This is a genomic window from Nitratireductor alexandrii, from assembly GCF_004000215.1.
Taxonomy (GTDB): Bacteria; Pseudomonadota; Alphaproteobacteria; order Rhizobiales; family Rhizobiaceae; genus Mangrovimarina; species Mangrovimarina alexandrii.
Window position 1 is genome coordinate 212,819 of sequence record NZ_RBVY01000002.1, and the last position, 21,294, is coordinate 234,112.

Here is a 21,294-nt window from a genome sequence, read left to right on the forward strand (position 1 = left end):
GCCGGCCTACTCGAAACGCTCGGGAAGGCGATCTTCCTCGGCCAGGTCGGAGAAGCGGGTGAACTGGCCCTCGAAGGCGAGTTCCACGGTTCCGGTGGGGCCGTGGCGCTGCTTGGCGACGATCAGTTCGGCCTTGCCCTTCACCCGCTCGAACTTCATCCGCCACTCCTCGTATTCGGGCGTGCCTTCCTCCGGCTCCTTGTTCTGCATGTAATATTCGTCGCGATAGACGAACAGCACCACGTCGGCGTCCTGCTCGATCGAGCCCGATTCGCGCAGGTCGGCGAGCTGCGGGCGCTTGTCGTCGCGGTTTTCGACCTGGCGCGAGAGCTGCGACAGCGCGATGATCGGCACCTGCAGTTCCTTGGCCAGCGCCTTCAGTCCGGTGGTGATCTCGGTGATTTCCTGGACCCGGTTCTGCGCCGCGCGCGCGCTCGTGCCCTGCATGAGCTGAACATAGTCGATGACGATCACGTCGAGGCCGCGCTGGCGCTTGAGGCGTCTGGCGCGTGCGGCGAGCTGGGCGATCGAGATGCCGCCGGTCTGGTCGATATAAAGCGGGGTCTTTTCCATCATCTGCGAGCAGGCGACGAGCTTTTCGAACTCGGTTTCCGTGATCTCGCCGCGGCGGATCTTCGACGACGAGATTTCCGTCTGCTCGGAGATGATGCGGGTGGCGAGCTGTTCGGACGACATTTCGAGCGAAAAGAAGCCGACCACGCCGCCATTGGCGGCCTTGAACGAGCCATCGGCCTGCTGCGCCGGCGTGTAGGCGGCGGCGACGTTGAAGGCGATATTGGTCGCCAGCGACGTCTTGCCCATCGCCGGTCGCCCGGCCAGGATGATCAGGTCGGAGGGCTGCAACCCGCCCAGTCGGCCGTCAATATCGCGAAAACCTGTCGAGATGCCCGAGAGGTGGCCGTCGCGCATATAGGCGGCGTTGGCCATGTCGATCGCGGTCTTGACGGCGTCGGTAAAACTCTCGAAGCCGCCATCGTAGCGTCCGGTTTCGGCAAGCTCGAACAGGCGGCGCTCGGCGTCCTCGATCTGGTCGGCGGGCGACATGTCGACCGGCGCGTCGAAGGCGATGTTGACCATGTCCTCGCCGACCGTGATCAGCGCCCGGCGCGTGGCCAGGTCGTAGATCGCACGCCCGTAATCGGAGGCGTTGATGACCGTGACGGCCTCCGCGGCCAGGCGCGCGAGGTAATGCGCCACCGTCATGTCGCCGACTTTTTCCTCCGCCGGCAGGAAGGTCTTCATCGTCACCGGGTTGGCGGTCTTGCCCATGCGGATCAGTTCGCCCGCGACCTCGAAGATCTTGCGGTGCAGCGGCTCGAAGAAATGACCCGGCTTCAGGAAATCCGACACCCGGTAGAAGGCGTCGTTGTTGACCAGAATCGCGCCGAGCAGCGCCTGCTCGGCCTCGATATTGTGCGGCGGCTCGCGATAGAGCGGCGTTTCCGGCGCGCCGAGCTTGTGGACTGCTTCTGCCATGATTCCCTTCGGCCCCTGTCGGCCTTTCGGTACCAGAACCGGTTAACGAATGGTGAAGTAAAAGCGTTCACCGCACGCAATTCACACGCGTCCACAGGACAATTCGCGCGGCGCGTCACAAACTGATTGACCGAATCACATTCTACCACCGACGGCCGCCGGCTTCCCGTTTGCGCCGTGGCGCCGGCAGGAACTACGACGGCGTGCGCTTGCGCTTTTGCGCGGCGGCCGGGTCGGGCGGTCGGCGGTCATCGGCATCGGCCAGCCTGTCTTCGGCGACGCCGATATAGTCGCGGGTCACCGGCAGGGTGTCGTTGCGGCGTGTGAGCTGGATCTGGAACACCATCAGATCCTGCCAGCGGAAACCGGCCTCCGAGCCGGCGAGATAAAATTCCCACATCCGGCAGAACCGTTCGTCGTAAATCTCGCGCACGCGGTCGCGGTTGGCGGCAAAACGCTGGCGCCAGTGCTTGAGCGTCTCGGCGTAATGAAGGCGCAGTATCTCGACGTCGGTGACCTGCAGGCCCGAGCGCTCGATCGCCGGCAGCACTTCCGAGAGTGCGGGAATGTAGCCGCCGGGAAAAATATGCTTGCGGATGAAGGGCGTGGTCGTCGATGGCGGTCCCGAGCGGCCGATCGAGTGCAGCGCCATAACGCCGTCCGGTTTCAGGATCGTCGCACATTTGTCGAAGAAGGCGCGATAATGGTTGACGCCGACATGCTCGAACATGCCGACCGAAACGATGCGGTCGAAGCGCTCGCCGAGCTTGCGGTAGTCCCTGAGCTCGAAATGGGCCCGGCCCTCCAGCCTTTCCTGCTGTGCGCGCTCGGAGGCGATCGCCAACTGTTCCTCCGACAGGGTGATGCCCAAGACGTCGACATCGAAATTGCGGGCGAGATAGAGGCCGAGCCCGCCGAAACCGCATCCGATGTCCAGCACGGTCTGTCCGGGTCTGAGCGCCAGCTTGGCGGCGAGGTGGCGTTTCTTGGCCTCCTGGGCCTCCTCGAGCGTCATGTCCGGCCGCGCAAAATAGGCGCAGGAATACTGCAGGTCTCGATCGAGAAAGAGCTGGTAGAGTTCGCGCGAAAGGTCGTAGTGCCGGCGCACGTTGCGTCGGGCGCGTTCGGTCGTGTTGAATTGCTGCAGCCGCCTCAGCCCGTGCCGGAAACCATCGGCCATCCGGGTCCACAAGGCGCCGACATCCAGGGTCGGGGAGTTTTGGTAGATCACCTGCAAAAGGTCGAGCAGATCGCCTTCCAGAAGGTCGATCTCGCCATTCATGTAGCTCTCGGGCAGGGCGAGCACCGGGTCGAAGGTGATGGCGCGCTCGGCATGGGCGGAATGGATGGCGACGGTCACGCGAGGTCCGCTCTGGTCGCCGAACGAGGCCGACCGGCCCCTGTGGTCGATCACGGTCAGATTGCCCGTCCGGATCAGACGTTCGATAAGGCTGCGCAAAAACACGTTCATGGGAGCAGCACCTCCCGCAACAGTCACTTTTTGGATCACCCGTACCCGAGAATGTGGGAACAGCCGTCCTTCGATCAAGAAAAAAATGCCCGGAATTCGCATCCCGGGCATTGATCCTGAACGGTTTTTTTTCTGTATCAGACCGTTTGATCGCCCTCGTCGAACCCTTCGCCGTCCTCGTTCGGGTCGAAGAAACTGTCCGGGCGAGCGTTTTCGTTGATGTCGTCGCCGTAGATCGCTTCCGCCGAATCCAGCTTCTCGCCGGCTGCCTGGCGTTCGGCCTCGTCGGTGGAGCGCGCGATGTTCATGGTCACGGTCACCTCGACTTCCGGGTGAAGCGCGATGATCACGTTGGTCAGCCCGATCGCCTTGATCGGCTGGTTGAGCTCGACCTGGTTGCGATTGACCGAAAAGCCCTCTTCGGCCAGCAGGTCGGCGATGTCGCGCGGGGACACCGAACCGTAGAGCTGGCCGGTTTCGCCGGCCGCACGCACGATGATGAAGGACATGCCGTCGAGGCGCTCGGCGATCTTTTCGGCTTCGGACTTGCGCTCCAGGTCGCGCGCTTCGAGCTGGACGCGCTGGCTTTCGAACTTTTTCTTGTTGGCTTCGTTGGCGCGCAGCGCCTTGCCCTGCGGCAGCAGGAAATTGCGGGCGTAGCCGTCGCGCACCTTGACTGTTTCGCCCATCTGACCGAGCCGTGCGATGCGTTCGAGAAGAATGACTTCCATCGTATCAATCCTTGTTTCGGGCGCCTTTGCGGCGCGGGCCGGATTGCGGGAAGCCGAATGGCGGCATGGTCGCCGTCCTGTCGCTGTCCTGCCATCCGGCAGTTAGGGGCATGGGCCCCAGCCCGGGATTTTCGTTCGATCCGTCCGTACCGCGCCCGTCGCGGGGGACTGGCGCCGCCTGGCGGCGGCGCCGAGGAGCCTTAGCGGACCACGTAGGGCAGAAGGCCGAGGAAACGCGCGCGCTTGATCGCCTTGGCGAGTTCGCGCTGCTTCTTCTGGCTGACTGCGGTGATGCGCGAGGGCACGATCTTGCCGCGCTCGGAAATATAGCGCTGCAGCAGCTTTACGTCCTTGTAGTCGATCTTCGGCGCGTTGGAGCCGGAGAACGGGCAGGTCTTGCGCCGGCGATGAAAGGGGCGCCGGGTCGGGATCTGGTTGATGTCGACCATTGTCGTGCTCCTTAGGACTGTTCGCGCGGCCGGCGCGGGCCGCGATCGCCACGGCCGCCGAAGCGGTCGCCGCGATCGTCGCGGTCGCGCTTCTGCATCATCGCCGAGGGGCCTTCCTCATGCGCGTCGACGCGGATGGTCATGAAGCGCAACACGTCTTCCGACAGGCCCATCTGGCGCTCCATCTCGTTGATGGCGGCAGCCGGTGCGCTCAGGTCCATGAGCGTGAAATAGGCCTTGCGGTTTTTCTTGATGCGGTAGGTCAGGGACTTCAGTCCCCAGTTTTCCACCCGGCCGACCGATCCGCCATTGGCTTCCACGACACCCTTGTACTGTTCGACAAGCGCGTCGATCTGCTGCTGCGACAGATCCTGCCGGGCAAGGAACACATGTTCGTAAAGAGCCATTGTTTCTTTGCCTTTCTTCCGTTTCGCTCTCCCGGCAACCAGCGGCTAAGCCTCTGCGACTTGTCTTTGCCCGCTCTGGCGGGAGAAGAAAGGCGCATGGTCGAGACGGTCGAGAGCGGAGACACGGGAGGCGGAAGGCCTTTTGCCTTCACACGCGGAGCGAATTTTCAAAGGAAATGCGCGCACGGCCCTCCGTTCAGCCCCCAACTGGACCGGCAGAGTGAGCGCGCTTATACAGGTTTTTGCCAATCTGGCAAGCGCGGGCGTCTAGCCGGCAACGGTATATAGGCCGATCGTGTAGGCGACGTAGGCGGCCAGCATGACGAAGCCAGTGGTGCGGCCCAGCCGGTCGCGCAAGACCAGCATCGCGGCGAAGGCGAGACTGATCGCGAGCACCAGCGGAACGTCGACCTGCCAGAACCGTTCGGAGATCGGCAGCGGCGCGACCAGCGCCGTCACGCCCAATATGCCCAGTATGTTGAAAATATTCGATCCCACGATGTTGCCGATGGCAACGCCCGCCCGGCCGCGCCAGGCGGCCACCACCGAGGTCGCGAGTTCGGGCAGGCTGGTGCCGATGGCGACGATCGACAGGCCGACCACGGCTTCCGAAACCCCGAGCGCCAGGGCGATGGCGCTGGCGCCCTCGACCAGCAGATCGGCACCCACGAACAGCAGCGCCAGACCCGCCGCAAGCAGCGTGGCGGCGAGCCAGGCCGGTTTTTTCGGCGCGACCACGACGCTGCCGCCATCGGCTTCACCGCCGTTCCGGCTGGCACGGTAATGAGCGTAGAGATAGGCGACCAGAAACAGCACCAGCAGCAGGCCGCCCCAAGTCGGCAGCACGCCAAAGGCGGCAGCCAGCAACAACAGCGCCGTGGCGATAAGCATCAACAGCACGTCACGGCGCACATCCGCGCCCCAGCCGCCGGACGGGGCGAGCACCGCCGTCACGCCGCCGATCAGAAGCAGGTTGGCCATGTTGGACCCGACGACATTGCCGATGGCGATTTCGGGCCGGCCTTTCAGGGCGGCCTCGACGGAGACCAGCAATTCCGGCATCGACGTGCCGAATCCGACCACGGTGAGGCCGATCACCAGTTCCGTGACGCCGAACCGCCTGGCCGCCGAAACCGCGCCGCGCACGAGAAGTTCGCCGCCGCCGAACAACAGAATGAAACCGACGATGACGAAGACGATATCGCGCACGGACGAGCATTTCCCCTGTTTGCCGCCAAGCCCCTTGCGCGGTCGCGCTAAGATGGGGAGGGCGATCCGGCCATGCAAGGCCGCTTGCCGTCGGCGCGCGGCCGGGCGGGGGGCTGGATCATCCGATTTTCTTTTGCGCGCCGCCGACGATCGTGCAAAACGGCGGCAAGGGAACGCAGAAACGCCGAAACGAGCCGGAGGAGAAAACAACATGCCGATCGTCAACCGGATTGCCGAGTTTCATCAGGATGTCACTGCGTGGCGCCGCGACATCCACGCCCATCCCGAACTGCAGTTCGATGTCCATCGCACGGCGGCGCTCGTCGCCGACAAGCTCAAGTCATTCGGGGTCGACGAAGTCGTCACCGGCATCGGGCGCACGGGGGTGGTCGGCGTCATTCGTGGCCGCAAGACGGAGTCCGGCAGGACGATCGGCCTGCGCGCCGACATGGATGCCCTGCCGATCCAGGAGGCGGTCGAGCGGCCTTACAAGTCCACGACGCCGGGTGTCATGCATGCCTGCGGCCATGACGGCCACACCGCCATGCTTTTGGGCGCGGCGCGCTACCTTGCCGAAACGCGCAATTTCGATGGCACTGCGGTGGTCATCTTCCAGCCCGCCGAGGAGGGCGGCGGCGGCGGTCGCGTCATGGTCGAGGAAGGCATGATGGATCGGTTCTCGATCGACGAGGTCTACGGCATGCACAACGCGCCGGGGATTCCGTTCGGCCAGTTCGCGCTCAGGAGCGGCTCGATGATGGCCGCGGCCGACATGTTCGTGATCGACATCGAAGGCGTGGGCGGGCATGCCGCGCGCCCGCAGCGCTGCATCGACACCACGCTTGTCGGCGCGCATATCATGACCGCCTTGCAGTCGGTCGTGTCGCGCAGCGTCGATCCGGTGGAGGCGGCGGTGATCTCGGTGACGACGTTCAAGGCGGGCGACGCCTTCAACGTCATTCCGCAGACCGCGCGGCTCACCGGCACGGCGCGCACCCTGTCGCCGGAAGTGCGCGACCTTCTGGAAGAACGCATGGCGCAGGTGGTCGAAAACACCGCCGCCGCTTTCGGCGCCAAGGCCACGCTCGACTATCAGCGCCACTACCCGGTCTTGTCCAACCATGCCCGCGAGGCCGGTTTCGCAGCCGACGTGGCGCGCCAGGTGGCCGGCGACAAGGTCGACACCGAAACGCCGCAGGTCATGGGCGGCGAGGATTTCGCGTTCATGCTGGAGGCGCGGCCGGGCGCCTTCATCTATCTTGGCCAGGGCGACACCCAATATCTCCACCATCCCGAATACGATTTCGACGACGAGATCATCCCGATCGGCTGCTCCTACTGGGCAAGGCTGGTGGAGACCGCCTTGCCGGCCGGCTGAGAAGGGATCGCCCCGGCGCTCCCGCTCGCGGCCTCCTGGTGATTGTCTGCCCGGCCTTGACTTCGCGGTCCGTCCTGCCGCACAGGCAGCGCGAGACAATCGAAGGGGAGATACCGCCCGATGGCGATCGCATTCACCTTTCCCGGCCAGGGTAGCCAGGCCGTCGGCATGGGCCGCGAACTGGCCGAGGCCTTCCCCGAGGCCCGTGCCGTCTTCGACGAGGTCGACGAGGCGCTGGGCGAGAAGTTGTCGACGCTGATGTGGGAGGGACTGGAGGACAGGCTGACGCTGACGGCGAACGCGCAGCCGGCGCTGATGGCCGTCTCCATCGCCGCCTTGCGCGCCATGCAGGCGCGCGGGCTGGTGCTGGAGGACAAGGTCGACTATCTCGCCGGCCATTCCCTGGGCGAATATTCGGCCTTGTGTGCGGCCGGCGTCTTCTCGCTTGCCGATACCGCGCGCCTGCTGCGTATCCGCGGCAATGCCATGCAGGCGGCGGTGCCGCCAGGCGAGGGTGCCATGGCGGCGATCCTGGGCCTGGACGACGCCGAGGTCGAAGCCGCCTGCCAGGCGGCCGGCAACGGGGTTTGCCAGATCGCCAACGACAATGGCGGCGGCCAGATCGTCATCTCCGGCGCAAAGGCGGCTGTCGAAGCCGCGGCCGCACTGTGCACCGAAAAGGGCGCCAAGCGCGCCATCATGCTGCCGGTTTCCGCGCCGTTCCATTCCGCGCTGATGGCGCCGGCCGCCGAGGCCATGCGCGCGGCCCTGGCCGAGGTGGCGATGCAGGCGCCCGCCATCGCGGTGGTGGCCAACGTCACCGTCACCCCGCTCACCGATCCTGACGAGATCGCACGGCGCCTGGTCGAGCAGGTCACCGGCCGCGTACGCTGGCGCGAGACGGTGGAGTTTTTCGCCGGCAACGGCGTGACCGGGCTTTACGAGATCGGCGCCGGCAAGGTGCTGTCGGGGCTTGCCCGCCGCATCGACCGCACGCTGGCGACCGCCAGCGTCGGCACCCCGGCCGATATCGACGCGGCGCTCGCCGCCTTGTAACGAACCATCGCGGCCACGCCCTGCCGGCTGCGCGGGCTGGCCTCGGAGCCCAGCAGGAGACGAACCATGCTTGATCTCACCGGCCGCAAGGCCCTCATCACCGGCGCTTCCGGCGGCATCGGCGAGGCGGTTGCCCGCCTGCTGCACGCCCAGGGCGCCAATGTCGGCTTGCACGGAACCCGTGTCGAAAAGCTCGAGGCCCTTGCCGGCGAGCTCGGCGAGCGTGTGACGATCTTTCCGGCCGATCTGTCCGACCGCGCTGCCGTCAAGGCGCTGGGCCAGAAGGCCGAAGCCGAACTCGACGGCGTCGATATTCTCGTCAACAATGCCGGCATCACCCGCGACGGCTTGTTCGTGCGCATGTCGGACGATGACTGGGATGCTGTTTTGGAGGTCAATCTGACCGCTGTCTTCCGCCTGACGCGCGAACTCACCCATCCGATGATGCGCCGCCGCTTCGGCCGCATCGTCAACATTACCTCCGTCGTCGGCGTCACCGGCAATCCCGGCCAGGCCAATTACTGCGCCTCCAAGGCCGGCATGATCGGCTTCTCGAAATCGCTGGCGCAGGAAGTGGCGAGCCGTAACATCACCGTCAATTGCGTGGCGCCCGGCTTCATCGAATCGGCGATGACCGGCAAGCTCAACGACAAGCAGCGTGACGCGATCATGGGGGCGATCCCGATGAAGCGCATGGGAACCGGCGCCGAGGTTGCCGCTGCCGTGGCCTTTCTCGCCTCCACCGAGGCGGCCTATATGACCGGACAGACCCTGCACGTGAACGGCGGCATGGCGATGATTTGAGCCCGCCGCGCCGTTGATTCGGCCGTCGTCGTCCGCGGGCGCCGAAATGGCGGCAATGCGCTTCTTTGCGGCGTGTTTTCGCCTTTGCCGGTCCGGGTTTTCATGGTATGCGGCCCGGCAAACTGGCGATCCGGGCATTGTCCGCCGTGCGTTTTGCGCCGGTTTTTCGTCCGGAGAAGCCGTGGCCGGTCATGCCGGCGTGGCGCGATCTTTCAACTTGATTAGCGGGCATCCTGCCGCTAACGAAGACCAACTTGAACCGAAGTCGAGGGTTTCCAAATGAGCGACACCGCAGAGCGCGTCAAAAAAATCGTTGTAGAGCATCTTGGCGTTGAAGCCGACAAGGTCACCGAGGGCGCGAGCTTTATCGACGATCTTGGCGCGGACAGCCTGGACACCGTCGAACTGGTCATGGCCTTCGAGGAAGAGTTCGGCGTGGAGATCCCCGACGACGCGGCTGAGACGATCCTGACCGTGGGCGATGCGGTCAAGTATATCGACAAAGCCTCCGCCTAACGGCAGCCTTCGGGCAATTCCGCAAGATATCCGTGGTGGTTGAGTGATGAGACGAGTCGTCGTCACGGGAATGGGTCTCGTTTCCCCCTTCGGGGTGGGCGTTGAGCATTCCTGGCGCCGTCTTTTGTCGGGTGAAAGCGCGGCACGGCGGGTCGAGCATTTCGAGACCGACGATCTGCCGTGCAAAATCGCCAATGTCGTTCCGCGGGGCGACGGCAGCGATGCCACGTTCAATCCCGACCATGTGCTCGAGCCCAAGGAACAGCGCAAAGTCGGCGATTTCATCCTCTACGGCATCGCCGCCGCCGACGAGGCGCTGAAGGATTCGGGCTGGACGCCGAAAACGCCGGACGACCAGAACGCCACCGGCGTGATGATCGGTTCCGGCATCGGCGGCGTCGAGGGCATCGCCGAAAACGCACTCATCCTGCGTGATCGCGGCCCACGCCGCATCAGCCCGTTCTTCATTCCCGGCAATATCATCAATCTGGTTTCGGGTCAGGTCTCGATCCGGCACGGCCTGAAGGGGCCGAACCATGCCGTGGTCACGGCCTGTTCGACCGGAGCGCATGCGATCGGCGACGCGGCGCGGCTGATCGCCTTCGGCGACGCCGAGGTGATGCTGGCCGGCGGCGCGGAAGCGCCGATCAACCGTTTGTCACTCGCCGGCTTCGCGGCCTGCCGGGCCTTGTCCACCGCCTACAACGACACGCCGCAAAAGGCCTCGCGTCCCTATGATCGCGACCGTGACGGGTTCGTGATGGGCGAGGGGGCCGGCGTGGTCGTGCTTGAGGAACTGGAGCACGCCAAGGCGCGCGGCGCGCGGATTTACGCCGAAATCATCGGTTATGGTCTAAGCGGCGACGCTTTCCATATCACCGCCCCGTCCGAAGACGGCGACGGCGCCTATCGCTGCATGAGCGCGGCTCTCAAACGCGCCGGCCTAACGCCCGGCGACGTCGACTATATCAACGCGCACGGCACCTCGACCATGGCCGACACGATCGAGCTGGGCGCGGTCGAGCGCCTGGTGGGCGATGCGGCCTCGGGGATCGCCATGTCGTCGACCAAATCCTCCATCGGCCATCTTCTGGGCGCGGCCGGGGCGGCCGAGGCGATCTTTTCCATCCTGGCTATCCGCGACAACAAGGCGCCGGCGACCATCAATCTGGAAAATCCGTCCGTCGAAACCGCGCTCGATCTGGTGCCCAATCGGCCCAAGGACCGGACGATCGATGTGGCGCTGTCGAACTCTTTCGGCTTCGGGGGCACCAATGCTTCGCTCGTTTTCCGCCGCCATGATGGCTAAACGGCTGCGCCGGTCGTCAATTTTGCCATATTCATCGCTAGTCCTTGCAACGTCCCGGCGGGACGGCGTCGGGTTTTGGCATAACGGAGAAGCGTGACGGCCGATGACTACGGAACCGGCGAACGAAACCACTTTCGGCAACAGGAACGAGGCGCCGAAGCCGATCGTGCCGAAATCCGCGAGCGAAGCGCTGCGTCCCGAACAGGGCACCCCGCCGCCGCGGCGCTCGCAGGGCTCGCGCAACCAGGTCGTCGTGTTCATGAATTTCGTCATGTCGACGGTTATCTTCGTGGTTCTGGTCGCCGGTCTCGCCGTCTATCTGGGCAAGCGAGAGTTCGACAGTCCCGGTCCTGCTCAAAGCACCGAGATGGTGCTGGTCAAGCCGGCAACGAGCGTTTCGGAGATTGCCTTGATGCTGGAGCGGCGCAATCTGATCAGCGACCGCAACGTGTTCCGGCTGGGCGTGAGGGCCGCCGGCGCCGACGACGCCCTCAAGGCGGGCGAGTATGAGATCAAGGCCGGCGCCTCCATGCGCGACATCATGGATCTGTTGGTCAGCGGGCGCTCGGTGCTTTATTCGCTGACCGTTCCCGAGGGACTGACGGTCAACCAGGCCTTTGATCGGATCGCCAAGCACGAAGCGCTGACCGGCGAGATGCCGGCCGAGCTGCCGCCGGAAGGCGCGCTGGTTGCCGACACGCAGCGTTTCACGCGCGGAACAACGCGCGCCGAACTGATCGAAAAGATGATCGCCGACCAGAAAAGCCTGGTCGAAGAGGTTTGGGAACGCCGCGTCGAGGGCCTGCCGCTGGAGACGATCGATGAATTCGTGACGCTCGCCTCGATCGTGGAAAAGGAGACCGGCCGCGCCGACGAACGGCCGCGCGTTGCCGCCGTGTTCATCAACCGGCTGCGGCGCGGCATGCGGCTCCAGTCCGATCCGACGATCGTCTACGGCCTGTTCGGCGGCGAAGGCAAGCCGTCCGACCGGCCGATCTACCGCTCCGACATCGACAAGCTGACCCCCTACAACACCTATCTGATCGACGGGCTGCCGCCCACGCCGATCGCCACGCCCGGCCGCGCCGCGCTGGAGGCGGTCGCCAACCCGTCAAAGACCGACGAGTACTATTTCGTGGCCGACGGCACGGGAGGGCATGTGTTCGCCAAGACGCTGGACGAGCACAATGAAAACGTTGCGCGCTGGCGCGAGATCGAGAAGAAGAGACGGGACCAGGCGGACGAAACCGGTCAGGACGGGACCGGCTCGAACTGACCTAACGCCGGGGTAACGCCGGGGGCGGGGGGAGTGATGGCGCTACAAAGCATGACGGGCTTTGCCCGTGCGGCGGCCGATCGGGACGGCACCGCCATTTCCTGGGAGGTGCGTTCGGTCAATGGCCGCGGCCTCGACGTGCGCCTGCGGCTACCGTCCGGCTTCGAACGGCTCGAACTGCCGGCCAAGCAGGCGGTGCAGCGCCGGTTCTCGCGCGGCAACGTCCAGGCCACGCTGGTCGTCAGCCGGCAGCCGGGGCTGGCGCAACCCGTCGTCAACGAGGCCTTCCTGCGCGATGTTGCCGGCCTTGCCCGGCGTCTGGAAGAGCAATTCGGCTGCTCGCCGGCTTCCGCCGACGGGTTGCTTGCGCTGCGCGGCGTACTCGACATCCCAGACACGGTCGAGGACGAGGAGGGGCGCGAAGCCCTCGACGCGGTCATCATGACCGCGTTCGACAGCGTATTGGAGGATCTGGAGGCCGCGCGTCTGGCGGAGGGCGAACAGCTCGCCGTCGTGCTCGAAGACCACGTCGCCGCGATCGAGAAATACACCCGCGATGCCGAAGCCGATCCCTCGCGCGAGCCGGCGGCCATTCGCGAGCGTATCGCCATGCAGGTCGGATTGCTGCTCGACGCGGCCTCCGGCCTCGACGAACAGCGTCTGCACACCGAAGCCGCCCTTCTGGCCACGCGCGCCGACATCCGCGAGGAGCTCGATCGCCTGCAAGCCCATGTCGCGACGGCGCGGCAATTGCTGAAGAAAGGTGGTGCTGTCGGGCGCAAGCTCGATTTTTTGGCGCAGGAGTTCAATCGCGAATCGAATACGCTGTGTTCGAAGTCCAATGCGACGTCGGTCACCGCCATCGGGCTCGAACTGAAGGCCGTCGTCGATCAGTTTCGCGAACAGGTTCAGAATCTGGAGTAGCCCATGGGCGCCATGCAGCCCGCCTTGTCAATTCGCCGTCGCGGCTTGATGCTGGTTTTGTCCTCGCCGTCCGGCGCGGGCAAGTCGACGATTGCGCGCAGCCTGCTCGAAAACGATGGCGGGCTGGAATTGTCGGTCAGCGTGACGACCCGACCGCGGCGCGGCAGCGAGATCGACGGCGTGCATTATCATTTTCTGTCGACGCGGGATTTCGAGCGCATGCGCGACACCGATGCGCTGCTGGAATCCGCCGAGGTGCACGGCAATTTCTACGGTACGCCGCGCGAGCCGGTCGAGATCGCCATGGATGAAGGCCGCGACATGCTGTTCGATATCGACTGGCAGGGCGCCGAACAGCTCAAGGCGACGATGCCGGCCGACATCGTATCGATCTTCATCCTGCCGCCGTCGATGACCGAACTGAAATCGCGATTGCGCCGGCGAGCGGAGGATTCCGACACCACCATCCAGACCAGGCTCGAGAATGCGCGTTCCGAAATCGAACATTGGCGCGACTACGACTATGTCGTGGTCAATGACGATCTCGATCGCGCCTACGCCGCCGTGCGCGCTATTGTTGTCGCCGAACGCCTGAAACGCGATCGCCGGCCGGGCCTGTTCGATTTCGTCAGCGGGCTGCTTGACGAGCGGACCGAATAATAGGGCCGGCTCAGTTCTCGAGCGCGTTGGCCAAAGCGACGAACTCCGCGATCGACAGGGTTTCGGCCCGCCGCGTCGGCTCGATCCCGGCTTTTTGCAGCAGCGTTTCGCCACCGAGCGCCTTCAGGCTTTGACGCAGCATTTTTCGGCGTTGGCCGAATGCGGCCTGGGTGATCCGCGCAAGTCGCTTGGCCTCGCATGCCAATGGCGCGGATCGCGGTGTCAGGTGGACAACCGCCGAGGTGATCTTGGGCGGCGGGGTAAAGGCCTCGCGCGGCACGGTGAAGGCGATTCGGGCCGAGCTGCGCCAGCCGGCGAGAACGCCGAGCCGTCCGTAGGCACTTTCACCGGGCATTGCCACGATCCGCTCGGCGACCTCACGCTGAAACATCAATGTCATCGAGACGTAGAATGGCGGCCAGGGCTCGACGGTGAGCCAGCGCACCAACAGCTCGGTACCGATATTGTAGGGTAGGTTGGCCACGATCCGTACCGGCCCGGCACCTGCCGCGAGTGTGGCGAAATCGGTCCTGAGCGCATCACCGGCAACGATCTCGAGCCGGCCCGGATAGTGGCGCTCAATTTCCTGAAGGGCCGCTAGACAGCGTTCGTCGCGCTCGATGGCGATCACCCTTTTGGCCTCATTCGCCAGAAGCGCCCGTGTCAGCCCGCCGGGACCGGGGCCGACCTCGATCACCGTGGCCCCGGAAAGGTCGCCCGCTGTGCGTGCGATCTTGTCGGTCAGGTTGAGATCGAGCAGAAAATTCTGGCCGAGCGATTTTTTCGCAGCAAGCCCGTGCTGCTGGATGACCTCGCGCAGGGGAGGCAGGCCGTCGCGCGTCATGCAGCCTTATGTCCGGCTTCCGTCGTCGCCAGTCGCGCCGCCAGGTGCAGCGCGGCAACGAGACTGTCGGCGCGCGCTGCGCCCGTGCCGGCGATCGCGAAGGCTGTGCCGTGGTCGGGAGAGGTACGCACGAAAGGCAGGCCGAGCGTGACATTGACCGTCTTGTCGAAGGCCAGCGCTTTGGCCGGTATCAAGGCCTGATCGTGATACATGCAAAGCGCGGCGTCGTAGCTGTGCCGCGCCTCGGCGTGAAACAGCGTGTCGGCCGGCAGCGGACCGCGCGCGTCGATCCCTTCCGCACGCAGCGCGTCGACTGCGGGCCGCACGACGTCGATATCCTCGCGGCCTATTGCGCCGTCTTCTCCAGCATGCGGGTTGAGGCCGGCCACCGCGAGGCGCGGGCTGGCGATGGCGAAACGACGCGCCAGGTCGCCGGCCGTGATTTGGCCGGTTTCCACGATCAGCGCCGTCGTAAGCCGGGCCGGGACGGCGGCGAGCGGGATGTGGATGGTGACCGGCACGGCGCGCAGTTCCGGCCCGGCAAGCATCATCACCGGTCTGGCCGGCATGCCGGTCGCTTTTTGCGCCAGATGGGCCAGAAACTCGGTATGGCCGGGAAAGGCGAAACCGGCGTCGTAAAGCGGCTTCTTGGCGATCGGTCCGGTGACGATCGCGCCGGCCGCGCCCGAAAGCGTGTCGGCAACGCCACGTTCGATCGCCTCGATGATGCCGGCGGCATTGGCCGAGGACGGCGCGCCAGGCCTGTCGGTCAGACGGTTGTGGAGCGGCACGACCGGTAGCGCCGTTTCGAAGTCGCCCGCCGCCGAGGCGGGGTCGGACGGCTTGAAACGGATCGACAGACCCAAGCTGCGCGCGCGCACGGCAAGCTGCTCGGCATCACCCAGCACATAGAACGGCGGCAGGGCATAGTGCGCGCGCGCAGCCCAGGCCGCCAGCGCGATATCGGGTCCGATGCCGGAAGGATCGCCGCATGTCAGGGCAAGCGGGCGTCGCTGTTCAGCGCTCAATGATGCTGGCTTTCTCGCGCAGTTCCTTGAGGTATTTCTCGGAAAGCTCGGCCGCCTTCTTGTCGAGTTCGCCTTCGTTTTCGAACACCATCTGGGCGACGCGGTCATCCGAAATTTCGCGCGTGCTGCAAATGCCGATGAATTCAACACCGCGCTCGGTTTCGCGGATCTTGGTCGCCTGGCCGGGTTTGGTTTCCAGGATCAGGCTCTTCCAGTCCGGCGGCAGTTCCGGCGCGATCACCCGGCCCAGGTCACGGACGGTAACGTCGACGAGGCCCTTGGCGAACTCACGCGTATTCTGGCAGTTGTTGAAGCGGCCGCGCATGGCGTTGGCTTCCTTCTTGCGCCGGCTGAGCAGCGATTTGCGTTCGGCCGAAGGGATGACGAAAATCACCTGCTGCAGCATATACTCGGTCGCCGTCGGCTTGTTGCCGCCATCCTGCAGCATGCGATGGGCCGCGTCCTGCTCGGTGAGGCGTTCCGTCGCGCGGAAGCGGGCGCCCAGCGCCCGGTTCCAGCCGATCTGGGAGCGGATGAAGTCCTTGAAATGGCTCTTCGTCACGCCCGATTGGGCCATGATCTGATCGAGCTGGCTTTTCGACAGCTTGTTGCCGGAGGCAAACCGTCCATAGGCCGCGTCGACATCGGCATCGGGAACCCGGATGTTGAGTCGGTTGATCTCGATATTCTTCAGCGTCTGCTCGATCATCTCGTCCGAGGCATTGGCCGAGCGGCGTTGCAGCCGCAAAAACGCCTTGCGCCGGGCGATGTCGTAGCTCGTCACCGGCACATTGTTGACGATGTAACGGATTTCGCTCGCTTGCGCCGGTGTCGTGGCCACGCTGGCCAGACAGGTCATGAACCCGAAAAGCAGGATAAAGCCGGTTCCGGCGATCCGATTCAATGCAGGTCGCATGGCTGAGCTCCGTGTCTCATTCTTTCGCGGTCCCTCTTGGGGGGCCTTCGGTGTTCTACCCCGCAAATGTCGTGCTTGGCCTATACGGCGAAAGCATGACGAACGGGCCCGCATCAGTTTGTGCCGAACGCATTCGTCGACGTGGACGTTCCGAAATCTCCGAGCGTGCGGAACGAGATATTGAAGCCGAACCCGTAGGACACGTCCTTGGAGATGGTGTTTTGCGTGCGCGAGAACGTCATGCCGTAGGTGAAGCACTCGTCGTCATAGAGGAACCCGAACGAGCTGTTGGCAAGCGTCGAGGAGGCGAGGTCATAGGTGCCCGAAGCGTAAACGCTCCAATAGTCGTGCAGGCGCGCCCGGCCGCCGAGCGTCACCTCCTGGCGATCCTGCGGGAAACCGTAGAGCGGTTGCGCCTGGATGAAGGTGTAGCTTGCGTTGATACTATGGCGGTCGATCGGGATGGACACGCTGGTTTCGGCACGGCGTACTTCAAGGCTCTGTTCGTCGAAGCGGCCGCCGGCACTGAAGACCACGCCGCCCGGCGAGGCGAACCCGGCCATGGCGACGAAGTCGGACACGTCCGTTTCCAGGCCCGAATAGGCACCCACATTGACCAGGTCCGGCGCGGCGAACGGATTGCGTCCGGCCAGGTGATAGGACTGGCCGACGATCGCGTTGGCCGTCCAGCCGTTGGCGAAGCTGCCCGAATAGCGCAGGCCGAGATTGGCGCGGGTGCCGCTTTCGATCAGGTCGTAGCCGGAGAATTTGTCGCGCTCGAACAGGGTCGAGGCGTCGAAGACCAGGCTTTGCGCGTCTTCGTTGGGAATGCCGAGCGTCGAGCCGTAGCCGACATCCGGCCGGACGAAAAGCTGCGCCATCGGTTCCAGCACATGGCTGGCACTCGACGTGGAGAACAGGATCGGCCAACGCGCCTCCAGGCCCGCCGTCGCCATCGCACGGAAATAGGACGAGCGTATATCGGCCGCCACGGCACCGTAGGCGGTGCCGTCATGCGTATAAGCGGCACCGGTCAGCCCCCCGGTCATGGCCGCGATCGCAGCGTTCGAGCCGGCGCTCGCGTCCACGCCGATACCGTCGGCGCGTGCATGCAGAAGCGGCGTCACCAGCAGGCCGCCCGACGTCACGATGGTCTTCTTCCACTCGGCCTCGGCCGTCACGCGGCCGGACCAGCCGCGTATGCCGGGCAGCGCCGGCCTGCCGGGCAGGAAATCCCGCCGCATACGGCCCACGACCTGGGTGTTGACGTCGAAGCTCAACTCGCCGCCGGCCACCGGCTCGTCCACCGTATAGGCATAGTCGAAGGACGGCAGTACCCAGGGTTGCCGCGGATCCCGCGCCGACGGGTGCGCGGCCGGGAGCACTTCCTGAGCCTGGAATTTGTAGAATCGGAGGTCGAAATAATTGCGGTCGTTGAGGCCGGTCAGATAGATTTCGTTCCGGCGTATCGCCTCCGAATAGCCATCCAGCAGATAGGTGTTGGCGAAGTTCGGATCGGACTGCACCAGAACATCCCAACCGAACGTCCAGCGGGGATTGATGGTGAACTTGCCCTTGGTGCCCGCCATGAGGCGGGTCTTGACCGTTCTGTCGACATAGCCCGGTTTGAACGCGGTCGGCTGCTTCTGGCTGATGCCGGCGATTTTCAGCGAATACTCGCCAGAATTGAATTTCTGGCGCCAGTCGGCTTCGGCCATAAAGCCCTGGCGCGAATAATAGGTGCTTTTCACCGTCAGGTCGTAGGTCGGCGAAAAGGCGAAGAAATAGGGTAGCGTGACGCTGGCGCCCAACTCGCTCTTGAAGCCGATGCCGGGAAACAGGAAGCCGCTTTTGCGCTTCACGCTCGAATCGGCCATCTCGAACGCCGGCAACTGCGCGATCGGCAGGCCGAAAAACTCGAAGCGCGGTCGCTGGAAGCGGATCGTCTTGGCGTCCTTGTTCCAGATGATCTTGCGCGACTTGATTCGCCAGATCGGCGCCTTGTCCGGCTTGTCCTCGCATGGTTCGCAGGCCGTGTAGATGCCGTTGACGAACGTGGTCACGGTGCCGGCTTTGCGCTCGGCGCTTTCGGCGCCGAAATAGGTCTTCTCGGCCGTTTCCACACTCAGGGCATTAATAAACCCGTCCCGAAAATCGTCGGTGACGTCGATATGATCGGAAAAGATCCGGTTGCCGTCACGGTCGACGATTTCCACGTCGCCGTCGGCCACCAGACGGCCCGTGGCCTGATTGTAGATCACGCGGCGGGCAACCATGCGGTTGCCGCCGTAGTCGATCCGCACCGACCCCTCTGCGGTCACCGTCTGGTTGATATTGTCGTAGATCAGCGTGTCGGCTTCCAAAAGGAGCTGGTCGGCGGGGCCGACGCTGACATTCAAGCCGTCCAGGGACTGTGCTTGGGCGCGCGGAATATCGACGATGCCGGCAAGACACAGCAGGGCGAGCGCCGTGGCGCTTGTACCAAGGCGGATGCGTGGGTGCCCGTCACCGCTACCCCTCCTGAACCCCACTAACCGTCCTCCTTGTGCAGCAGGAACGTTACCCCGAACAATGCTGCAATAACCACAGGCAACCACGCCGCAACGATCGGCGGCACGATACCCGCGCTGCCGAACGCCTTGACCAAGGTCGAGACGACATAAAGCAGAAAGCCGGCGAGGATGCCACCCAGAATCAGGGTGCCGGATTGGCCGAGCCGGACAAATCGCATCGAAACCGTTGCCGCGATCAGCGTCATTGCGACCAGTAGTGGCGGAAGTGCCACAAGTGAATGATAATGCATCGAAAAAGCGTTAACGGAATAGCCGTACGCCTTGGCGGTTTCGATCTTTCTGCCGAGTTCGTAAAACGGCGTGGCCTCCGGCCGTGCGAGCCGCTGCTCGACGAATTCCGGCCGGAGATTGGTGAGGACCCGCGCGTTTTTGACGCTTTCGGGTTTGGCGCCGGATTTGAAGCGGCGAACCTGTTCCAGTTCCCAATAGCCGTCGCGCAGATAGGCGCGTGCGGCGTCCTGCCGCTCAATGATGTTGCCGTCTTCGCCGATGCGGATGAAGACGGCGTCGGACAGCGTAAGCCCGCTGTTGAGGACCGCGCGGGCGCCGACGATCGTCTGGCCTTCCTCGGTGCGCTGGCGCAGCCAGGGTGCCGAGGCCGCCGACACGACATTCGATTCGCCCGAGCGCAGCGTCGTTTCGATCTCCTCGACCTTCGCGAGCCCGTTGGCGGCGATCGGGTTGAGCGCGATGATCGTCGAGAGACCGAACAGGAACGCCCCCACGCAGATCGGAAACAGGAACTGCCAGGCCGAAACGCCGGCCGCGCGCGTGACGACCAACTCGTATTTCCTGTTGAGCGAGATCAGTGTCGTCATCGCCGAAAACAATGCCACGAAGGGTATCGTCTGCTGCAGCACCATCGGCACCCGAAGCGCGCTCATGGTCATGCCCAATTGCAGTGAATAGCCGGGCAGGCCGCTGAACCGGCTCGATTGCTCGGTGAAGTCGATGATGAAGACCAGCGCGAAAATACCGGCCAGGAACCAGCCGGTGATGGCGAGATAGCGTCGGAAAAAATACTGCCCCAGCGTCCAGCCGATCATCCGCTGCCCCTTTCCAGGGAGTGACGGGTCCCGGGCCAGCGCAGGGCACGCGCGCGCATGCGCAGTGCCGCAAAGAAATGCGCCAACTGATCCGACCAGGAGGCCGGCAATTCGAGGGTTTTGCTTGCGGCGATCAGATAACAGGCAAAAGCGGCGTTCAAGATCGGCACCGCGTAGATCAGGGGCACGAAGGCGGTGACGGTTTCGGCCTTGTTGGCGACGAAATATCCCTCCCAACGCACCAGAAGCGCAATCGAGATCGCGGTGACCATCGGATGGATTCGCGCCTGGCGGTGCGAGCGCGCGTCGCCGGCAGCCGCCAGCGCCAGCAACGCAAACACCAGCGAATAGCTCCATTCCGAAAGGCGGCGGTGAAGCTCTGCGTAGAAGAAGGGCGGACTCCATTGCAGGTAGGCGTCGTTCGGATCCGGGTTGAACAAATAGCCGAGCGTGCGGTCCTTCGGCCAAATCTGGACCGTCTTACCGGTAGGCGCGAATTCCGAGAGGTCGAACGCATAGGATGCAAAACGGACCACCGAAACGTCGCCGCCTGGTGTCTTGCGGTGCACTTCGCCGTCGATCATGAACAGGAACTGCTGGTCGCCGCGTTGCTGAACCTCGCCCTGTTTAGCGTAATAATAAAGATCGAGGTCCTTCTTGCGCGAATCGGCGACGAATATCCCGCCCATCCGTCCGTTCGGCAGGCGTTCGGCGACCTGGACGAAGAGGCCCTCCTGAACCTTGCGGAAGTTGCCTTCCTGGATGACGGAGGACAGCAGGTCGGCATGGGCGCTGGCCACCAGAGTGCGGGTGCGTTGTCTGGCCGTCGGCTCGACCCAGTTGTCGACCGCGAACGAAAGCGCGCTTGCCAGTGCGGCCAGAACCAACATCGGCTTGAGGATCGTGCCGCGCGAGCTGCCGGCCGCGGCAATTACGGCGAGCTCGGAATCCTGATTCATCGCCGATAGGGTCTGCGAAATTCCGATGATGATGGCGAACGGCATCACTACCGGTATCACGGTCGGCAAGAGCAGCGTGGCCAGCTCGAGAAACGTGCCGGCGGTCTGGCCGCTGTCGGTGACGATGTTGACCCGTGCGAGAATCTGCGTGGTCCACGCCATGGCGAGCGCGACCAGCAGCGCCGCGCCCGAAATCTTCAAGGCGCGGTAGAAGATGTATCTCTCGACGAGTTTCATCGCG

At 64.4% G+C, this 21,294-nt stretch carries 20 protein-coding genes; 8 read left to right on the top strand and 12 right to left on the bottom strand.

Features of this window, described 5'->3' with window-relative positions; genetic code table 11:
- Positions 1 to 6: 6 nt before the first annotated feature.
- The 6 genes from EP380_RS04710 to EP380_RS04735 all read right to left on the bottom strand — a co-directional run bounded on the left by EP380_RS04710 (position 7) and on the right by EP380_RS04735 (position 5,764).
- A complete protein-coding gene (locus EP380_RS04710) occupies positions 7 to 1,497 on the bottom strand; it encodes a replicative DNA helicase (protein ID WP_106572382.1) in 1,491 nt (496 codons plus the stop codon).
- A gap of 193 nt (positions 1,498 to 1,690) precedes the next feature.
- A complete protein-coding gene (locus tag EP380_RS04715; protein WP_127597064.1) occupies positions 1,691 to 2,968 on the bottom strand; it encodes an SAM-dependent methyltransferase in 1,278 nt (425 codons plus the stop codon).
- Between the two features lie 137 nt (positions 2,969 to 3,105).
- Entirely contained in the window at positions 3,106 to 3,699 is a 594-nt protein-coding gene (rplI, locus tag EP380_RS04720; protein ID WP_106572380.1) for a 50S ribosomal protein L9, read from the bottom strand.
- Between the two features lie 200 nt (positions 3,700 to 3,899).
- Positions 3,900 to 4,148 carry a 30S ribosomal protein S18 gene (gene rpsR / locus EP380_RS04725; RefSeq protein ID WP_106572379.1) on the bottom strand — a complete coding sequence of 83 codons (249 nt, stop codon included), beginning with the start codon at positions 4,146 to 4,148 and terminating at the stop codon, positions 3,900 to 3,902.
- Between the two features lie 11 nt (positions 4,149 to 4,159).
- On the bottom strand, positions 4,160 to 4,555 hold the full coding sequence (gene rpsF / locus EP380_RS04730) for a 30S ribosomal protein S6 (protein ID WP_106572378.1): 396 nt from the start codon (positions 4,553 to 4,555) through the stop codon (positions 4,160 to 4,162).
- Between the two features lie 267 nt (positions 4,556 to 4,822).
- Positions 4,823 to 5,764, bottom strand: coding sequence for a calcium/sodium antiporter (locus EP380_RS04735; RefSeq protein ID WP_238719735.1), 942 nt, complete (start codon positions 5,762 to 5,764; stop codon positions 4,823 to 4,825).
- Between the two features lie 211 nt (positions 5,765 to 5,975).
- On the opposite strand from EP380_RS04735, the gene EP380_RS04740 reads away from it, so the two are divergent.
- From EP380_RS04740 to gmk, 8 genes are all read left to right on the top strand, one after another.
- Positions 5,976 to 7,142 (top strand): M20 aminoacylase family protein, encoded by a 1,167-nt coding sequence (locus tag EP380_RS04740; protein WP_127597066.1) that lies wholly within the window; start codon positions 5,976 to 5,978, stop codon positions 7,140 to 7,142.
- 120 nt (positions 7,143 to 7,262) lie between these two features.
- Positions 7,263 to 8,198, top strand: coding sequence for an ACP S-malonyltransferase (gene fabD, locus EP380_RS04745; protein WP_127597069.1), 936 nt, complete (start codon positions 7,263 to 7,265; stop codon positions 8,196 to 8,198).
- A gap of 66 nt (positions 8,199 to 8,264) precedes the next feature.
- Entirely contained in the window at positions 8,265 to 9,002 is a 738-nt protein-coding gene (gene fabG, locus EP380_RS04750; RefSeq protein ID WP_106572370.1) for a 3-oxoacyl-[acyl-carrier-protein] reductase, read from the top strand.
- 279 nt (positions 9,003 to 9,281) lie between these two features.
- The gene (locus EP380_RS04755; RefSeq protein ID WP_106572369.1) at positions 9,282 to 9,518 is read left to right on the top strand and encodes an acyl carrier protein; all 237 of its coding nucleotides are present in this window, start codon (positions 9,282 to 9,284) and stop codon (positions 9,516 to 9,518) included.
- Between the two features lie 46 nt (positions 9,519 to 9,564).
- Positions 9,565 to 10,827 (top strand): beta-ketoacyl-ACP synthase II, encoded by a 1,263-nt coding sequence (fabF, locus tag EP380_RS04760; RefSeq protein WP_127597071.1) that lies wholly within the window; start codon positions 9,565 to 9,567, stop codon positions 10,825 to 10,827.
- Positions 10,828 to 10,930: 103 nt separating this feature from the next.
- The gene (gene mltG, locus EP380_RS04765; RefSeq protein ID WP_106572367.1) at positions 10,931 to 12,103 is read left to right on the top strand and encodes an endolytic transglycosylase MltG; all 1,173 of its coding nucleotides are present in this window, start codon (positions 10,931 to 10,933) and stop codon (positions 12,101 to 12,103) included.
- A gap of 36 nt (positions 12,104 to 12,139) precedes the next feature.
- The gene (locus EP380_RS04770) at positions 12,140 to 13,027 is read left to right on the top strand and encodes a YicC/YloC family endoribonuclease (protein WP_127597073.1); all 888 of its coding nucleotides are present in this window, start codon (positions 12,140 to 12,142) and stop codon (positions 13,025 to 13,027) included.
- A gap of 3 nt (positions 13,028 to 13,030) precedes the next feature.
- Complete coding sequence (gmk, locus tag EP380_RS04775; RefSeq protein WP_106572365.1) at positions 13,031 to 13,687, top strand: guanylate kinase; 657 nt, start codon at positions 13,031 to 13,033, stop codon at positions 13,685 to 13,687.
- Between the two features lie 10 nt (positions 13,688 to 13,697).
- Here the strand turns inward: gmk and rsmA are convergent, their stop codons facing one another.
- The 6 genes from rsmA to lptF form a co-directional block, all read right to left on the bottom strand.
- Complete coding sequence (gene rsmA / locus EP380_RS04780; RefSeq protein ID WP_127597075.1) at positions 13,698 to 14,531, bottom strand: 16S rRNA (adenine(1518)-N(6)/adenine(1519)-N(6))-dimethyltransferase RsmA; 834 nt, start codon at positions 14,529 to 14,531, stop codon at positions 13,698 to 13,700.
- Positions 14,528 to 15,559, bottom strand: a complete 1,032-nt coding sequence (gene pdxA / locus EP380_RS04785; RefSeq protein WP_338036293.1) for a 4-hydroxythreonine-4-phosphate dehydrogenase PdxA — start codon at positions 15,557 to 15,559, stop codon at positions 14,528 to 14,530. The genes rsmA and pdxA overlap by 4 nt, the downstream gene beginning before the upstream one ends.
- A complete protein-coding gene (locus EP380_RS04790) occupies positions 15,549 to 16,475 on the bottom strand; it encodes a peptidylprolyl isomerase (protein WP_420845837.1) in 927 nt (308 codons plus the stop codon). The genes pdxA and EP380_RS04790 overlap by 11 nt, the downstream gene beginning before the upstream one ends.
- A gap of 113 nt (positions 16,476 to 16,588) precedes the next feature.
- Positions 16,589 to 19,006 (bottom strand): LPS-assembly protein LptD, encoded by a 2,418-nt coding sequence (locus tag EP380_RS04795; RefSeq protein ID WP_238719736.1) that lies wholly within the window; start codon positions 19,004 to 19,006, stop codon positions 16,589 to 16,591.
- On the bottom strand, positions 19,006 to 20,094 hold the full coding sequence (gene lptG / locus EP380_RS04800) for an LPS export ABC transporter permease LptG (protein ID WP_127597079.1): 1,089 nt from the start codon (positions 20,092 to 20,094) through the stop codon (positions 19,006 to 19,008). Before lptG ends, EP380_RS04795 begins: the two co-directional genes overlap by 1 nt.
- A complete protein-coding gene (lptF, locus tag EP380_RS04805) occupies positions 20,091 to 21,290 on the bottom strand; it encodes an LPS export ABC transporter permease LptF (protein WP_127597081.1) in 1,200 nt (399 codons plus the stop codon). The genes lptG and lptF overlap by 4 nt, the downstream gene beginning before the upstream one ends.
- Between the last annotated feature and the right edge of the window lie 4 nt (positions 21,291 to 21,294).

Excerpts from the sequence above, each read along its gene's own strand:
- EP380_RS04710 (WP_106572382.1), bottom strand. The coding sequence starts at position 1,497 with ATGGCAGAAGCAGTCCACAAGCTCGGCGCGCCGGAAACGCCGCTCTAT.
- EP380_RS04715 (WP_127597064.1), bottom strand. The coding sequence starts at position 2,968 with ATGAACGTGTTTTTGCGCAGCCTTATCGAACGTCTGATCCGGACGGGC.
- rplI (WP_106572380.1), bottom strand. The coding sequence starts at position 3,699 with ATGGAAGTCATTCTTCTCGAACGCATCGCACGGCTCGGTCAGATGGGC.
- rpsR (WP_106572379.1), bottom strand. The coding sequence starts at position 4,148 with ATGGTCGACATCAACCAGATCCCGACCCGGCGCCCCTTTCATCGCCGG.
- rpsF (WP_106572378.1), bottom strand. The coding sequence starts at position 4,555 with ATGGCTCTTTACGAACATGTGTTCCTTGCCCGGCAGGATCTGTCGCAG.
- EP380_RS04740 (WP_127597066.1), top strand. The coding sequence starts at position 5,976 with ATGCCGATCGTCAACCGGATTGCCGAGTTTCATCAGGATGTCACTGCG.
- fabD (WP_127597069.1), top strand. The coding sequence starts at position 7,263 with ATGGCGATCGCATTCACCTTTCCCGGCCAGGGTAGCCAGGCCGTCGGC.
- fabG (WP_106572370.1), top strand. The coding sequence starts at position 8,265 with ATGCTTGATCTCACCGGCCGCAAGGCCCTCATCACCGGCGCTTCCGGC.
- EP380_RS04755 (WP_106572369.1), top strand. The coding sequence starts at position 9,282 with ATGAGCGACACCGCAGAGCGCGTCAAAAAAATCGTTGTAGAGCATCTT.
- fabF (WP_127597071.1), top strand. The coding sequence starts at position 9,565 with ATGAGACGAGTCGTCGTCACGGGAATGGGTCTCGTTTCCCCCTTCGGG.
- mltG (WP_106572367.1), top strand. The coding sequence starts at position 10,931 with ATGACTACGGAACCGGCGAACGAAACCACTTTCGGCAACAGGAACGAG.
- EP380_RS04770 (WP_127597073.1), top strand. The coding sequence starts at position 12,140 with ATGGCGCTACAAAGCATGACGGGCTTTGCCCGTGCGGCGGCCGATCGG.
- gmk (WP_106572365.1), top strand. The coding sequence starts at position 13,031 with ATGGGCGCCATGCAGCCCGCCTTGTCAATTCGCCGTCGCGGCTTGATG.
- rsmA (WP_127597075.1), bottom strand. The coding sequence starts at position 14,531 with ATGACGCGCGACGGCCTGCCTCCCCTGCGCGAGGTCATCCAGCAGCAC.
- EP380_RS04790 (WP_420845837.1), bottom strand. The coding sequence starts at position 16,475 with ATGCGACCTGCATTGAATCGGATCGCCGGAACCGGCTTTATCCTGCTT.
- lptG (WP_127597079.1), bottom strand. The coding sequence starts at position 20,094 with ATGATCGGCTGGACGCTGGGGCAGTATTTTTTCCGACGCTATCTCGCC.
- lptF (WP_127597081.1), bottom strand. The coding sequence starts at position 21,290 with ATGAAACTCGTCGAGAGATACATCTTCTACCGCGCCTTGAAGATTTCG.